Genomic DNA, 14231 nt, shown 5'->3' on the forward strand with positions numbered 1-14231 from the left:
TAGTGAAACTAGATTGGCATTCAGACGTAGAATAAGTGGATTGGAAGGAGGAGACTTTTTGAATGAATCCGTAATGCAGTTAAAAAATTTGAAAAAAACAATTGGTAGTAAACCGATTATCAAAGGTTTGAACTTTGAAATATACAGTGGGGAAGTCTTCGGGTTTCTGGGGCCGAACGGAGCTGGGAAGACGACAACGATCCGAATGATGGTCGGTTTGATGGATATGACAGAAGGTGACGTCATCATAAAGGGACATAGTGTCAAAAAGGAATACAAGCAAGCGATCAGACATGTCGGGGGAATTGTAGAAAATCCGGAAATGTATCCTTTCATGAGCGGGTGGAAAAACTTGCGCCATTACGCGAGAATGATTCCTGGGATCACGGATGAACGCATTAAAGAAGTTGTTCAGCTGGTTGGGTTAGAAAAACGGATGAAAGATAAGGTCGGTAAATATTCATTAGGGATGAGGCAGCGCCTTGGTATTGCTCAGGCATTATTGCACAATCCATCAATCTTGATCTTGGATGAGCCTACTAATGGTTTGGATCCTTCAGGAATCAGAGAAATCCGTTCGTATATAAGGCGATTAGCTGCAGAAGAGAGGGTCGCTGTCATTGTTTCCAGCCATATTTTATCCGAGATGGAAATGATGTGTGATCGCATCGGAATCATAAAAAATGGAGAGCTAATTTCTATCCAGCCAGTAAAAGAAGCACTAAAGCAGTCAGAGAAGAAAGAAGTCACCCTTGAAGCCGCTCCACTTGATAAAGCTATGGGTGTGCTTACTGACTTCCTTGAGGGATCTGTAGATGTTGATCAAGATTTACTTAATTTTACAATTAAACGCGATCAAATCCCTCAGCTCATACAAAGGCTTGTAAAGAATGAGGTTGATGTATACAGCGTCAACGTCAAACGCTCAACGCTGGAGGATAAATTTTTAGATGTGATTGGAGAGGGATCGATTGAGTAACTTCTTTCAATTAGTCAAAAATGAACAAATGAAACTTTACTCACAAATAGCCACATGGATTATGGTCATCATTCTAGGGGTACTGATTATTGGGTTTGGAATATTTATGAAAGTCGATGCTTCGTTTCTTGGAGGAGATGTGCCTACAGGAGAGGACTGGAAACAGGAGCTCCAAGAACAGAATGAACAACTACAAGATCCTAAGTTTGGACAATCAGGTGAGCAAATTCAGTACCCTTCCATGATGGATATTGAAATGAATGAATACCGTATAGAGAATAACATTAAACCAACAGAATACGATGTATGGGGTTTTTTAAGGGATAACCGTACGAATGTCTCCATTATCAGTTTGTTTACGATCATTGTAGCAGCAGGTGCTATTGCGAATGAATTTAAATGGGGAACGATTAAGCTCTTGTTGATACGCCCGATCTCCCGTACCAAAATCTTGTTCTCGAAATATGTATCTGTGCTAGTCTTTGCATTGACTATGCTGATCTTCTTATATGTATTATCCTTTATCGTGGGGGCCGTTCTATTTGGAATTGACAGTTTTAATCAAACTTACTTGTTTAGGAAAGATGGCAATATCGAGGAAGCGCAAATCTTCGGACACACCGTTGTCCAATATTTACTGAGTTCCGTGAACCTGCTGATGATGGCCACCTTTGCTTTCATGATTTCAGCCGTATTCCGGAACAGCTCCCTAGCTATCGGTGTAGCGATTTTCCTAATGATGGCGGGGAATTCCATCGTCTTATTCCTTCAGGGTAAGGAGTGGGCGAAGTATATACTGTTTGCCAACACGGACTTGAATCAGTTTATCGAAGGGACCCCGTTGATTTCAGACCTTACGTTAGGGTTTTCGATTACTGTCTTGACCGTGTATTATATAATATTCCTAGCCTTATCCTGGACTTTCTTTTCAAAAAGGGACGTGGCTAGTGCTTAATTTAAAGGAGGAATCCAAATGAAACGTACAGCAGAAATTATTTTTACAGTCATTGGCATACTTTTGTACGCTATTCCCGTCGTTCTCGCTGGCATTTTACTCAGTGTGAAAGACAATCCGGAATTCAGAGCTGAAATTGAAAGAGGCATTAACACCGCTCCGAATGCAGATGAATTGGGTAACATTAATATGGACCAGATGATTGATTTTCTAGGGACATTCACAACCGTGATTCTTGTGGCCGCCGTCCTTGCTATTGCGCTTGGTGTTCTTTCAATTATTTTTCTTAAAGGAAATAAGAAACCTAAAGCAGCAGGTATCATTTTAATCATCACAGCTATTGTGATGACTTTTGGAACAGTTGGCCTCGGGTTATTTGCAGGAGTAGCGTACTTGATTGCTGGAATTATCGCTCTTGTACGTAAAAAGAAAAAGCCCGTAGAAGAAACGAATACAGTGGAAAGTTATTGAGTAAACGGATGAAGACATAAGCCTGCAGAGGCTTATGTTTTTTTCGTTTATGGAATCCTGCCTGATGCGCTCCTATCATTATTAAAGAGGGGGGACTCGATGTAATCCTGAAATAAAGCAGTTGGACCATAAAAAATAAGGTACCTTGAATGTAAAAAAATAAGCGCTGTTAAGCAATCAGCGCTTGGTAAAGGTTCATTAACTTCATCGTCATTAGTCCAATATCCGGTTCATTTCATCAACATCCGCAACTTCCCTGTTATATACAGGACTATCTTGATTTCTATACCCACTTCCGCCGCAGATTTTACAAGTATATTTCCATTCTTCGTCATCCATAAGCAATCCTTCACCACCACAGGCCAAACATATTTGGTCTCTAGGCATACTGATTCTCCTTTGGAACATTTTATTTATACTCTGCTCTAATCGGCTTGAGTTATTCGCCCTATAGATTATTTCCTGACAAATGTGGGAATAAGAGTTGCATTGGAGGGATGACAATGAAGGAAAATGAAGAATATAAACAAACTGAAGAGAATGAAAATAAACAAACGAATATGAAGAATAATAAAATTGATCGTCCTGGTCGACAATTTTATATCCCTTCCCAAATCGTAGATGAATTCGGTGAAAAAGGACGCGATCACTTAGCTAAACCATTTCGAGCTCAGTTCTTATTAGCGCTTACCGCAGGATCATTTATGACATTTGGAGCCATCTTTTCGATATTACTAGCATCAGGCGTAGAAACGAAAGGGATCTATCATTTGCTTTCCGGGCTGGGTTTCGCTGCAGGTTATGCGATGGTGTTCATCTCTGGATCGGTTCTATTCACAGAAATCAATGTGTTGCTGCCTTCGTATTTATTTAATAAGGCAGGATTAATGAAGGCGAATATCTATAAATTCTGGGCTTCTTCTTATGTTGGAAACATCCTGGGGGCGTTTATGGTTGGTGTGCTGATTCAGCTGTCAGGATCGTTACCAGGGACTTTTTACAACGAACTTTCCATGTTCTTAGACCATAAAATGAAATTTCTGGACTATGGAGTCAAAGGATGGTTCGAAATATTAGTATCAGGGATATTAGCGAACTGGCTGATTGGAATGGCGGCTTTTCTAACCACAGCAGCCCGTGATATTACGGGGAAATTTTTAGGTACCATGCTGCCTGTTATCTTGTTTGTGGCAGGAAATTTCCAGCACAGTGCCGCCAACATGGGGTATTTTAGTATGGGCTACCTCGCTTCTGATAAATATACGTGGTATGAATATATCTTCTTCAATCTTCTTCCGGCTAGTATCGGGAACTTAATCGGCGGAGGTATATTAGTCTCCCTATTGTTCTCTTATGCCTATAAAGAAGATATTCAAACGTCCTTAGGGAAGGGCTCAAAAAAATAAAAGCACCATTCATTATTACACACCTTCACACCTCAGGTCATCCATATTATGGAAGACCTGAGGTGTGTTAAAAAGGAGAGAGAATATGAAACAAATTATAGCTATGGGTGGCGGTGGATTTTCTATGGAACCTGACAACCCAGCATTAGATGATTACATACTGAATCAAGTGGATAAAGAAAATCCAAAGATCTGTTTTGTTCCTACGGCAAGTGGTGATACAGACAGTTATATCGAGCGCTTTTATGACTTTTTTAAGCAAAAGCCTTGCAAGCCGAGTCATCTCAGCTTGTTTAAACCATCGACAAGAGAGCTGAGAAATTTCGTTCTTGATCAAGATATTCTTTATGTGGGTGGTGGATCAACGAAGAACATGCTGGTGCTCTGGAAGGAGTGGGGGCTCGTAGAAATCCTACAGGAAGCTTTGGAAAAAGGTGTCGTGCTAGCAGGAATCAGTGCTGGAGCCATCTGCTGGTTCGAGGAAGGCCTGACGGATTCTTACGGAGATGAGCTCGAGCCTCTTCCTTGTTTAGGAATCCTAAAAGGCAGCTGCTGTCCTCATTACGATGGGGAGGAAAAAAGACGGCCGACCTATCTAAAGAATATTGAAGCAGGAACAATGATACCAGGCTATGCGTTAGATGACGGTGCAGCTGTCCATTTTGTTGATGGAGAACTGAAGAAAGTTGTCCGTTCTCGCCCAAATGCAAAGGCTTATTATGTCCAAGTCACAAACGGAAAAGTGGAAGAGAAAGAGTTAAAGAGGTAATAGGAATTTTAACCCCTCAGGTCATCCAATATATGGATGACCTGAGGGGTTAGTAAATGGGAGATTATTCAAACAATAGTATTTCTGGATCTTTGTTATACGTATGGACAAGCATGGCGTGCAATTGTCCTCGGTGGTGGTACATGTGAGCAACGATTTGAAGCAGCCATTCAAACCTTGTATAGGTGACTCCCCACCAGGATGTTGTTTCAGTAAAAAGGTGGTCTTCTGAATAATTTTCATATTGGGTTCTTAACAGAGAAAAATGATCAAACATTCTATTTAATATTTCGTCTTTCGTTCTTGGGTGAAATGATTGGTAAAAGTTTTTCATTTGTACTTCGGATGCTTCTTCTAGTACACGGCCATCTGCAGCAGGAATGATAGCGATATGCTCAAGCAGCTCGCCGACTGAATATTTTCCTTTCGTTGGACGAAAATGAAGATCTTCTTCCTCAAGCTGGCCGACGATTTCAGATATAGATGCAATGACGACTTCTAATTGATGGAAAGCACTTTGGCAATACATATTCATTGGGTATCCCTCATTTTAAAAAGTGTATGGCTACACTATTTCTCCGGAAGATCCTTAAAATCCTTGTGTAAAGCAAAAAAGTGAACGAGAAAAAAACAGCTGGATCCAAATGGTAGCAGCTGCTTATAGAGCATTCATTAACCTTTTCATGTAGAACTCAGGTAGCTGAGCAAAAAATAGGTCTCTATGATCGTTGATAAATCTGTCTTTCGCATGTTTTAAAGGACCCAAATCTCTTTTAGCTAAGCCTAAGTAACTTTCCTGAAAAGGTGTGAGAACCTTTAACGAATTCAGACTACGAATGGCTTCCTCCGTGTTTCCATTTGCAATAGCTAAATGAGCTTTTTCAACTGGATCGTCAGTTGTTATGTTTTCAGTTCTGCGGTGGAAAGATGCAATAAAAGGGATTGTCTGATTGTTTATCATACGGATGGATTCTTCAAAATTATGCTTTTTCGCAATATCTAAAGTGGCTTTTGCATAATACATGGACGAATCATAATCGTCGAACACATGGCAAAGTGCTAGATTGTGATGCATGGTTAGCTGTTTTCGTGGGGCTAGTCCTGCGTTGATATATTTGTAAGCAAATTTTTTTGCAAGAATGACTTGGTTGTTTTTCCAGTAATGATGAAACGTCATCTCGTCAAAACGTAATTTCATATAGTAATGGAACAAAGGCTCTCTCAATGAGAGCATGGCTTCTTGGATGTCCTCAGTATAATTGTCCATACCAGCATAGTTCTTAATATCGTAATGAGCGTATGCAAGCAAAAAGAGGTGAAGGCAGTGGAGCGATGGATGGTCAAAACTAAGGGTTTTTAATTCTCCTAAATCGTGCTCCTTTAAAGGAGTCTTTTTACGTTTAAGAATGATGTGGTAAAGGTCAGTTATTTCTTGGTGATAAGAATTAGAATCAAGAAGGTCGACTAAACTTTCGAAGTAATCGTTCATGTAGAGAAATTCAGCAGCTGCTATTTGGTCTTCGAAAGCAGTAAAATGAGCTGATAGTATATAACGTTTTGTTTCTTCCCTGGACTTAACTGAGTTATCGGACTTTAAGCGATGGTGATAAAAATCATAAATAGGAGAAACAAGATTCAAGTGTAGACGATGAATATCGTTTGGCTCGATGATATGATGGCTTCCCATAAATGATACCCCCAACCCTTTAACTAGTTCTATTATAGTATTTTTTTGGAGAGAAACAAAGTTTTTTGGATCATACTAGATTTCGAAGGAAGTATTTTACCAAAAATTAATTGACTCTAACGTTACGTTATACCTTAGTTTAATAAGTGAGGTGATCACCATGTATAAAGTAAGGGAGGTTGCAGGTCTTACTGGTGTCAGTGTGCGCACACTGCACCATTACGATCATATTGGTCTACTGAATCCTGTTCGGACAGGAGAAAACGGATATCGTTTATACGGGGAAAAAGAGCTAGCACGTTTACAGCAAATTCTTTTTTTTCGAGAGATGGATTTTTCCCTGGATAAAATTAGACAGATTCTAGATGATCCTGAATTTGACCAAGAGCAAGCGCTCAGTATTCAGAGGAAAATATTAATGGAAAAAAGAAACCGATTGGAGCGGATAATTGACTCTGTTGAACAAACACTTCAATCGCTGGAAGGAGGGAGAAAAATGTCTAATAAGGATCGATTTGAACCTTTTGATAAAAGTGAAATTGAAGCTCATCAGAAAAAATATGAAAAAGAAGTGGAAGAGCGCTGGGGAGATTCAGACGCCTATAAAGAATCTAAAAAGAAAACAGCTTCTTATACCGAAGAAGATTGGAAGAGGATTCAGGAAGAAGGTTATGAGATTGACAGACAAATTATTGCACGAATGGTTCAAGGGCCGCAAGATCAAGAGGTACAGCGATTAATTGGGGAGAAACGTCAGCATATCACGAATAATTTCTACCATTGTACACCGGAGATTTTCCGTGGTCTGGCGGATATGTATGTGAATGATCCTCGGTTTACGAAGAATCTCGATAAGTTGAAGGAAGGATATGCGGCATTTCTGCACAAAGCTATGCAGGCATACTGCGATCGTTTGGAACAGCAGTAAAAAAGGCGCTTAAAGTGTCCTTTTTTCGTGATAACAGTATTGCAATAAACTCTTATTATCCTGAAGGCTCAGTATCGAGGCTTTTGTATGAAGATATGGGAGATGGGAAAGCGAGTCGTTTTCCCATCTCCCATACGTTATTAAGTAGCTCGAATCGGTCTCTTCTGGAATGAAACATTGTTGATTCGTTACAATATAGTAGGCAATTTCTAAATAGAGGGATTTCAAGAACCTCCCATCACCCCCTTCTTCCACACAAAAGTCTCGAAATCTAGTCTCCAAATTCCCGCCATTTAATTGAAGAATGAGAGAGGTATTACTATGACTAATTATCTCGGCTGACAAATGAGACCATTGTGAACCTTGATGTAGCCATGACTGAGAATGTCAAAGCCGTTCTCGTACATATACAACCCCATCTGTTCAACCGTCATCAGCTCCCGATACGTATGGTTCATTACGTCCGCCATGACTTTATAGTAAATTCGGGAGCGTACTTGGTTCCTAGGAGTCGTCAAAACTGCATATCCACCAGGCTTCAAGAAACGACGGTGCCAATCAGCTACTTCATGTTTATATTCATCAGGAAAATGTTCGAGTAAACCAACCGACAACACAACATCAAATTCTTTACCATAATCCAGGTTGCGAATATCATCTACCACATACTCAACATTTAAATCATCTTTATAAACAACGGTACGCGTCCCCGTTCTCGGGTTCTCTCCTAAAAACGGGTAACTGTCAGGAAAGTCAGCAAACCTTGTCGTTTTGCAATATTCATCATAATCAACCATAATGATCTCAGCTCCAGGGTACATCGCCCCTAGCTGCATCGCTTCATATCCTTCAGCCGCCCCAAGAAATAGAACTCGAGGTTTCCTTAAATGAAGGCCTTCGAACAATGCTCTCTTGCCTCGGGGATCCCAAATACCGTCTTGTATTCGATGAGCGTAATTCCACAACTGCAGCTGGACTACAGTTCCCAGGGCTTGTCTTATTTCCGAGGGATTGAATGTCCCTAAACTTTTTATAAATTGGGACTTGGATTCTTTCATTTCTTTAGGTACATCCTTTACAAACCATTCATGAAAAGCTCTGTTGAAATAAGTCCAGGATGTGTGAGGGTCCATATCTCTACTGTTTTGCTTTTCCCACTCAAGACGTTCCTTAGAGTTGGCTTTCACTTCATAAGGTTTACCCACATCTTTCCATGAAAGCTGCGACCAGTCACGAACAGTATCGGTCGTGATGAACCGATTATAATCCTTCTCGGAAACTGTGCGTAAATCCACCCGATATTGGTTTTTCATGAAGCTTTGGCCAATGTCTTCGTCCGTATAGGGTTTTATTTCAGGCTGCCTAATCGTTTGCTCTTCTAACATAACGATCCCACCTTAATTATCTGAATATTACAATTATAATCCATCTTCAAATATCTTACAAATTTTGGTGGGGATCTTTTTACCAACAAGACCATGATATTACAATAGTGTAAAAAGGATGTAATGAATGAAATGTTATTGTTGTTGTCTTGTTATTGGCTTACTCGCTATAAATGTTAAGGTGGAAAATGTAGTTTTAAGACAGAGCTCATCAACAAAAAACATCTTGTGAGCACCACTGTATATCAAGGAGGCATTAAATCATGAAAAAAACAGTTTTTTCATTGGCGGCAGTCTCAACGATTATGGCAGCAACAACAGTAACAGCTAGTGCAGAAGAAGTAGTAGTAAATAAAGGTGATACTCTATGGAGCATTGCTCAGGACAAGGGAGTATCCGTTGAACAAATAAAACAAGAAAATAATCTTTCATCTAACTTGATTTTCCCTGATCAAACATTGAATATCAATGAAGAGAAATCAGAAGGTCAAGCAAGTGGCGACACGCACACGGTAAAATCCGGTGACACTCTTTGGAGCATTGGTCAAGACTATGAAGTAAGCGTAGACGAGCTGCAAGCTTGGAACGGATTAGACTCTGCCTTGATCCATCCTGGAGATAAACTATCTGTTGAAGGACAAGCAGTAGCAGGAGAGAGAACGTCGAATTCTTCCAGCGAAAATGAAGAGCAAGAAGCTCCAGAGCAAACATCTTCCGAAGATCAATCTTCTGATGATAATGTTGCAAAAACATTTACAGCTGAAGCAACAGCTTATACAGCAAATTGCGAAGGATGCTCAGGCACTACGTATACAGGTATCGACCTAAAAGCAAACCCTGATCGCAAAGTGATTGCGGTTGATCCTGACGTAGTTCCACTAGGCTCTGAAGTATACGTTGAAGGGTACGGAAAAGCAATCGCAGGGGACATCGGCGGTGCAATTGACGGTAATCGCATTGATGTATTTATTCCTAACCAATCCGATGCTCTTGACTTCGGTCGTAAACAGGTAGAAGTAACTGTATATGAATAAGAATTAATGAGAAAGGCGATATCCTAAGGGTATCGCCTTTTTTTATTTTTTATTGATTGAGTCTAAAGCATGACGTAATTCTCCGAATGTTTCCAGGTTTTCAAAGCTCATATTAGCCTTGACCGCAGCAGCAGCCATCTCTGTTTTAATCCCTGTTAGGATCGTTCTTGTTCCGAGCAGCTCAATAGTTTGTGTGAGGTTATAAATATCATTGATGAACACATGGTTAAACGTTGCAATACCAGAAAAGTCGAGGTACAAGACCCTCAAGCCGTATTCTTTTATTTTTTGCAATGTATTTTCCATAACTACTTCAAAGCGTTCTGAAGAAAACTCACCAACTAGGGGCACGACTGCCTGTGAATCATCGATAAGAACAACTGGTGTAGAAATGTGGTTCAAGCTTCGTTCAAATTCTTCATGTTCTTTTTCTTTTAGTAAGTTATAGTTTTCCGTTGTGGCTCTAATGGCTGCGTCAAAAGCGAAAATTATCTGCTCTGCTACTTCTAACCCTTCTTCGACGCGAGCTTGGTGAATTAAATTAGAGTTGCTCAGGTGTTTGAGGAGAGACAGTCGGAAAACACATAAGACATCGACCGTTTGCTTTAATAATAATCCCTGCGCGTAAAAATAGTTCTCAGAATCATACCCCGGTTCAGCAGCATCCGTTTCTTCATCTGTACGAAGCAGACTTTTAGCCACGCGATCCAATAGAGAACGCAACATCTCATAATGCTGGTTCAAGTCTTTTTCTGTGTAGTCCAACTCTAATTCGTTTAGTGTGCCAGGTAATAGTTCATCGACCAGAAGTGTCTGGTTGTCTTGAAAGTAGTTCGCCATTTTGTGGTTCAGATTTTCCATTGAGTTTCCTCCTATGTAAGAGCTGTCTCGTTTCTTTACCCTGATTGGATTGGAAATATACTTGTATCAAAATAGAATATAATTTAAAAACGACCGTTTTACAATTGAAAATTATCTATATATATTATTCCACCGTGTAATCTTGTTAAAACAGAAAAAAACCCCTAAGATTTTCCTAGGGGTTAGAGGTGACTTCTCTTGTTTTACGTTGGGAGTGGGCAAACTGGATAAAGTGATCAACAACACCGTCAATAAACTGGATGGTGCCTTGGTCGGTCAGTTGACCAGATTCGTCAACTTTATGATGAACGTTCCCGATGAGAATTTCATTTCCTGGCAATACACTTGCTCCCATTCCTGGAGCGTTTAAAATTTGGCGAAGGTGCATTTGGGCTCTTACTGTACCGAGGACTCCCATTGTAGCACCTGCTAGAAACGTTGGTTTTCCTTCCATTTCCTTATTTCCTCTCGACAGCCAATCAAGCGCGTTTTTCAGGACACCTGGAATCGAGTGATTAAATTCTGGTGTGACCACAAGAAAAGCGTCAATATCTGATAACTGGGCTTTGAAATTTTGAACGGAAGCTGGGGGTTCATTTTCAATGTCTTGATCGTAATGGGCTAAATCACGAATTGGAACAATCTTGATATCCAAGTGATCTTTATAACGATCTCGGATGAATGTCGTTATTTTCATATTGTAGGAATCTTGACGAATACTTCCGACTAAAGCAGCTACTTTCAACATTCGTTTGCGTCCTCCTTAGTTAGGGTAAGCTTTATCATTCATTATAAAAAGGTGTGGAAACGGTTACGAATGATTTGCTCATGTTTGCTATAATGTGGAAAAAAGGCGAAGAGGTGGAGTCGGGGAATGTCAGTACAGTTGAAACCTTATGAACAAAGTCATAAAGAAACCATTAAACATTTTTATTTACCAGATGACCAGCTATATTTTACTGCCATGCCTGCTGAGTCTGTCCAGTTAGCAGAAGGAGATCCGACAAGAAATCCTGTTACGATTCTTGCTGATGGGAAGCCTGTTGGAATGTTTGTGCTGCAGGATGGTCCAAGGGTTCAGGAATATACTCACCATAAAAATGCATTATTATTAATTGCTTATATGATTGATGAAGCTGAACAAGGGAAAGGATATGCAACGAATTCCTTGAAAAAGCTCCCGGAATACGTCCGAAAATATTTCCCCGAAATGACCCATGTAGTGCTGAGTGTCAATATCAAAAATCACTCCGCACAAAGTGTATATAAGAAGTGTGGATTTGTCGATAAAGGGGAACGCAAGCTAGGTGAAAAGGGATGGCAGGTGATTTTAGAGCAATCTTTAGAAAAAAACATATAAAAGATAAATTTCTCTTGCAATTTCTACGTTTTACTAATAATATCAAGGGGAATCGTATTATAACCCTATAAAGAAAAGGAGGTCCACCACGATGACTCTGCTATTTTCAAAAGCCCGTGAGCTGTTTGACGAAGACTTCAAGAACAGCCCTGAAGGTAAAGCGCAGGCAAAAACAAAAGATATGAAGCGCACGCGGTCAGGAAAGGTTCTTTTTTCTTTCCGTAAGCAGAACAACAAGCGGAAATAACTTAATAAGTGGTGAAGGTAGCTATGAGAAGAAACAAAAAAAGAATCAACATGGCGGAATATCTTAAAAAAGGAGTTCCGTGGATCAGCGTTTTAAGGGCAGACACTGTCACTTAAGCGCTGATTTTTTAATGGTTAATTTTAGTGAATCCCATGATCCTAAAATAACGATTCCTTATATTTAATAATCCTCATATATTGTAAAAAAATCCCTCATTCTTAAATAACGCCCGACGATTCTCAAATAACCATACAAGAGGTTTGATTCTACGAAGAAAAGGATACATGAAACGCTAAGGAGGCGAATCATAATGACTGTTTTTTCGAAAGAAGCATTAAAGGATCAGTACGTTCTGATTACTGGAGCTACAGGAGGAATTGGCTACGAAGCAGCTAAAGAAGTCGTAAGAGCTGGCGGTAATGTAGTAATCACTGGACGTAATGAAGAAAAATTATCAGATTTGAAAAATGAATGTGCTACGATTAATAAAGAAGCGCATATTGAAGTATGCCCAGCTGATTTAAATGATCCTGAAGACCGCGGTCGTTTGGTAGCTGATGCTGTTGATAAAATGGGCAAGATCACAGGACTTGTGAATTCAGCAGGTATTATCGGTGGTCGGCCACTTGATCAAATGTCAGAAGATGATCTTCGTACCGTTATGGAACTCAACTACTTTTCCACAGTAATGTTGACACAAGAAGTTTATCAACATATGAAAAAGCAGAAAAAAGGATCCATCGTGAATCTCTCTTCCCTGTCGGGGTTGCGCGGAACCCATAGTAATATCGCTTATAGTGCTTCCAAATTTGCAGTAACAGGATTCACTCAGTCGTTTGCGTTAGAAGCTATTGAGCATAATATCCGCGTCAATGCCGTCTGTCCCGGATATGTAGATACATCCATGGGGCAGCAAGCCATTAAGAACAAAGGCGAAAGGGAAGGGCGCACCTATGAAGAACAGCGGAAAATCGCAGAAAAAGGGATTCCATCAGGAAAGTTGAGTACACCGGAGGAAGTAGCACGCTCGATTGTGTATCTTTTGTCTGATGCTTCAGAAAACATTGTCGGTGAATCTTTGAAAATATCTGGTGGAAGCGTGTTGAGGTAAAGAAAGGGGTGAAAAAGCATGCTTTCAGATCGATACTCAAGACAACAACTGTTTCAACCAATCGGTGAAAGAGGACAGCAGCGGCTATCAGAAAAGCATGTCTTGATCATTGGGGCAGGGGCGCTCGGTACAAGCAGCTCCGAGCAGCTTGTCCGCGCTGGGGTAGGGCGCCTGACCATTGTTGACCGTGACTACGTTGAAGGGAGCAACCTGCAACGACAGCAGCTTTTCTCTGAGAGTGATGCCCTGGAAAAATTACCAAAAGCGGTAGCAGCCAAAAAACGCTTAGCAGAAATAAATTCTGATGTTTCTATTGTTGCGAAAGTGGAGGACGTTCAAGCAGAAGAGCTGGAAATCATAATTAAGGACGTCGACTTGATATTGGACGCTACCGATAATTTCGAGACGCGAATGCTCATCAACGATATGTCGCAAAAGTATAGGATCCCGTGGATCTATGGGGCTTGCGTTGGTAGTCATGGCATGAGTTACACGGTTGTACCCACTGATACGCCTTGCTTGAATTGTTTAATGGAAACTATTCCGCTGGGAGGGGCCACCTGTGATACGGTCGGCGTTATCAGTCCTGCAGTTCAGATGGTGACCGCTCATCAAGTGGCAGAAGCTTTAAAAATATTAGTTGGTGATTTCGAATCTCTTCATGGCAAGTTGATTACGTTTGATCTATGGAATCATCAATATTCAGGCATAACAGTTTCCAACGCGAAAAATCCAGAATGTTCATCCTGTGGGACAAAGCCGACATATCCTTTTTTATCCCATGAAAACCAAACGAAAACAGCTGTCCTGTGTGGACGGGAAACGGTTCAAATTCGCCCTTCAGGAAAAAGGACGCGTGATTTAGATGAACTGAGAACACGTCTCCCACATCACAAAGTTAAACAAAACCCTTTCCTCCTGTCATACGAAGATGAATCTAAACGGATGGTGTTTTTTAACGATGGACGTGTCCTCATCCACGGAACGAAAGACGTTTCGGAAGCTAAGAGCCTTTATCATAAAATCGTTGGAGGATAG

At 40.5% G+C, this 14231-nt stretch carries 17 protein-coding genes; 11 read left to right on the top strand and 6 right to left on the bottom strand.

The window, feature by feature from the left end:
• Nucleotides 1-58: 58 nt before the first annotated feature.
• From ACRYKC_RS14855 to ACRYKC_RS14865, 3 genes are read left to right on the top strand one after another with little or no spacing between them, the layout of a single operon-like run.
• Nucleotides 59-979 (top strand): ABC transporter ATP-binding protein, encoded by a 921-nt coding sequence (locus ACRYKC_RS14855; protein ID WP_433807692.1) that lies wholly within the window; start codon nucleotides 59-61, stop codon nucleotides 977-979.
• Complete coding sequence (locus tag ACRYKC_RS14860) at nucleotides 972-1934, top strand: ABC transporter permease (protein WP_433807694.1); 963 nt, start codon at nucleotides 972-974, stop codon at nucleotides 1932-1934. The genes ACRYKC_RS14855 and ACRYKC_RS14860 overlap by 8 nt, the downstream gene beginning before the upstream one ends.
• Nucleotides 1935-1952: 18 nt before the next feature.
• Entirely contained in the window at nucleotides 1953-2405 is a 453-nt protein-coding gene (locus ACRYKC_RS14865) for a DUF4064 domain-containing protein (protein ID WP_433807696.1), read from the top strand.
• A gap of 213 nt (nucleotides 2406-2618) precedes the next feature.
• Here the strand turns inward: ACRYKC_RS14865 and ACRYKC_RS14870 are convergent, their stop codons facing one another.
• Entirely contained in the window at nucleotides 2619-2792 is a 174-nt protein-coding gene (locus ACRYKC_RS14870) for a hypothetical protein (protein WP_433807698.1), read from the bottom strand.
• A 116-nt stretch (nucleotides 2793-2908) separates the two neighbouring features.
• On the opposite strand from ACRYKC_RS14870, the gene ACRYKC_RS14875 reads away from it, so the two are divergent.
• Nucleotides 2909-3811: a formate/nitrite transporter family protein gene (locus ACRYKC_RS14875; RefSeq protein WP_433807699.1), complete on the top strand. Its 903-nt coding sequence runs from the start codon at nucleotides 2909-2911 to the stop codon at nucleotides 3809-3811.
• An 85-nt stretch (nucleotides 3812-3896) separates the two neighbouring features.
• Nucleotides 3897-4580 carry a Type 1 glutamine amidotransferase-like domain-containing protein gene (locus ACRYKC_RS14880; RefSeq protein ID WP_433807701.1) on the top strand — a complete coding sequence of 228 codons (684 nt, stop codon included), beginning with the start codon at nucleotides 3897-3899 and terminating at the stop codon, nucleotides 4578-4580.
• 64 nt (nucleotides 4581-4644) lie between these two features.
• Here ACRYKC_RS14880 and ACRYKC_RS14885 read toward each other — a convergent pair whose 3' ends face one another.
• Together ACRYKC_RS14885 and ACRYKC_RS14890 are read right to left on the bottom strand one after the other, a co-directional pair.
• The gene (locus ACRYKC_RS14885) at nucleotides 4645-5115 is read right to left on the bottom strand and encodes a DinB family protein (RefSeq protein WP_433807703.1); all 471 of its coding nucleotides are present in this window, start codon (nucleotides 5113-5115) and stop codon (nucleotides 4645-4647) included.
• Between the two features lie 123 nt (nucleotides 5116-5238).
• On the bottom strand, nucleotides 5239-6267 hold the full coding sequence (locus ACRYKC_RS14890) for an AimR family lysis-lysogeny pheromone receptor (RefSeq protein WP_433807705.1): 1029 nt from the start codon (nucleotides 6265-6267) through the stop codon (nucleotides 5239-5241).
• A 160-nt stretch (nucleotides 6268-6427) separates the two neighbouring features.
• Here ACRYKC_RS14890 and ACRYKC_RS14895 point away from each other — a divergent pair, with 160 nt between their 5' ends.
• Nucleotides 6428-7195 (top strand): MerR family transcriptional regulator, encoded by a 768-nt coding sequence (locus tag ACRYKC_RS14895; protein WP_433807706.1) that lies wholly within the window; start codon nucleotides 6428-6430, stop codon nucleotides 7193-7195.
• Nucleotides 7196-7524: 329 nt separating this feature from the next.
• Here the strand turns inward: ACRYKC_RS14895 and ACRYKC_RS14900 are convergent, their stop codons facing one another.
• Nucleotides 7525-8580, bottom strand: a complete 1056-nt coding sequence (locus tag ACRYKC_RS14900; protein ID WP_433807708.1) for a class I SAM-dependent methyltransferase — start codon at nucleotides 8578-8580, stop codon at nucleotides 7525-7527.
• A gap of 263 nt (nucleotides 8581-8843) precedes the next feature.
• Here ACRYKC_RS14900 and ACRYKC_RS14905 point away from each other — a divergent pair, with 263 nt between their 5' ends.
• The gene (locus tag ACRYKC_RS14905; protein ID WP_433807710.1) at nucleotides 8844-9614 is read left to right on the top strand and encodes a 3D domain-containing protein; all 771 of its coding nucleotides are present in this window, start codon (nucleotides 8844-8846) and stop codon (nucleotides 9612-9614) included.
• Nucleotides 9615-9656: 42 nt separating this feature from the next.
• Here ACRYKC_RS14905 and ACRYKC_RS14910 read toward each other — a convergent pair whose 3' ends face one another.
• Both ACRYKC_RS14910 and ACRYKC_RS14915 read right to left on the bottom strand, forming a co-directional pair.
• Entirely contained in the window at nucleotides 9657-10475 is an 819-nt protein-coding gene (locus ACRYKC_RS14910) for an STAS domain-containing protein (protein ID WP_433807712.1), read from the bottom strand.
• 175 nt (nucleotides 10476-10650) lie between these two features.
• Nucleotides 10651-11223, bottom strand: a complete 573-nt coding sequence (locus tag ACRYKC_RS14915) for an NADPH-dependent FMN reductase (protein ID WP_433807714.1) — start codon at nucleotides 11221-11223, stop codon at nucleotides 10651-10653.
• 126 nt (nucleotides 11224-11349) lie between these two features.
• Here ACRYKC_RS14915 and ACRYKC_RS14920 point away from each other — a divergent pair, with 126 nt between their 5' ends.
• The 4 genes from ACRYKC_RS14920 (at nucleotide 11350) to ACRYKC_RS14935 (ending at nucleotide 14231) form a co-directional block, all read left to right on the top strand.
• On the top strand, nucleotides 11350-11835 hold the full coding sequence (locus tag ACRYKC_RS14920) for a GNAT family N-acetyltransferase (protein ID WP_433807716.1): 486 nt from the start codon (nucleotides 11350-11352) through the stop codon (nucleotides 11833-11835).
• Between the two features lie 91 nt (nucleotides 11836-11926).
• The gene (locus ACRYKC_RS14925) at nucleotides 11927-12082 is read left to right on the top strand and encodes a hypothetical protein (protein WP_433807718.1); all 156 of its coding nucleotides are present in this window, start codon (nucleotides 11927-11929) and stop codon (nucleotides 12080-12082) included.
• 310 nt (nucleotides 12083-12392) lie between these two features.
• A complete protein-coding gene (locus tag ACRYKC_RS14930) occupies nucleotides 12393-13193 on the top strand; it encodes an SDR family NAD(P)-dependent oxidoreductase (RefSeq protein ID WP_433807720.1) in 801 nt (266 codons plus the stop codon).
• Nucleotides 13194-13211: 18 nt separating this feature from the next.
• Nucleotides 13212-14231: a thiazole biosynthesis adenylyltransferase ThiF gene (locus tag ACRYKC_RS14935; protein ID WP_433807722.1), complete on the top strand. Its 1020-nt coding sequence runs from the start codon at nucleotides 13212-13214 to the stop codon at nucleotides 14229-14231.

Origin of the sequence: Halobacillus sp. A1-3 (assembly GCF_050971765.1) — a bacterium.
Classification (GTDB): Bacteria; Bacillota; Bacilli; order Bacillales; family Halobacillaceae; genus Halobacillus; species Halobacillus mangrovi_B.

Bases quoted from the DNA above. Each gene is read 5' to 3' on its own strand.
- ACRYKC_RS14865 (WP_433807696.1), top strand. From the start codon at position 1,953: ATGAAACGTACAGCAGAAATTATTTTTACAGTCATTGGCATACTTTTG.
- ACRYKC_RS14870 (WP_433807698.1), bottom strand. From the start codon at position 2,792: ATGCCTAGAGACCAAATATGTTTGGCCTGTGGTGGTGAAGGATTGCTT.
- ACRYKC_RS14875 (WP_433807699.1), top strand. From the start codon at position 2,909: ATGAAGGAAAATGAAGAATATAAACAAACTGAAGAGAATGAAAATAAA.
- ACRYKC_RS14880 (WP_433807701.1), top strand. From the start codon at position 3,897: ATGAAACAAATTATAGCTATGGGTGGCGGTGGATTTTCTATGGAACCT.
- ACRYKC_RS14885 (WP_433807703.1), bottom strand. From the start codon at position 5,115: ATGAATATGTATTGCCAAAGTGCTTTCCATCAATTAGAAGTCGTCATT.
- ACRYKC_RS14890 (WP_433807705.1), bottom strand. From the start codon at position 6,267: ATGGGAAGCCATCATATCATCGAGCCAAACGATATTCATCGTCTACAC.
- ACRYKC_RS14895 (WP_433807706.1), top strand. From the start codon at position 6,428: ATGTATAAAGTAAGGGAGGTTGCAGGTCTTACTGGTGTCAGTGTGCGC.
- ACRYKC_RS14900 (WP_433807708.1), bottom strand. From the start codon at position 8,580: ATGTTAGAAGAGCAAACGATTAGGCAGCCTGAAATAAAACCCTATACG.
- ACRYKC_RS14905 (WP_433807710.1), top strand. From the start codon at position 8,844: ATGAAAAAAACAGTTTTTTCATTGGCGGCAGTCTCAACGATTATGGCA.
- ACRYKC_RS14910 (WP_433807712.1), bottom strand. From the start codon at position 10,475: ATGGAAAATCTGAACCACAAAATGGCGAACTACTTTCAAGACAACCAG.
- ACRYKC_RS14915 (WP_433807714.1), bottom strand. From the start codon at position 11,223: ATGTTGAAAGTAGCTGCTTTAGTCGGAAGTATTCGTCAAGATTCCTAC.
- ACRYKC_RS14920 (WP_433807716.1), top strand. From the start codon at position 11,350: ATGTCAGTACAGTTGAAACCTTATGAACAAAGTCATAAAGAAACCATT.
- ACRYKC_RS14925 (WP_433807718.1), top strand. From the start codon at position 11,927: ATGACTCTGCTATTTTCAAAAGCCCGTGAGCTGTTTGACGAAGACTTC.
- ACRYKC_RS14930 (WP_433807720.1), top strand. From the start codon at position 12,393: ATGACTGTTTTTTCGAAAGAAGCATTAAAGGATCAGTACGTTCTGATT.
- ACRYKC_RS14935 (WP_433807722.1), top strand. From the start codon at position 13,212: ATGCTTTCAGATCGATACTCAAGACAACAACTGTTTCAACCAATCGGT.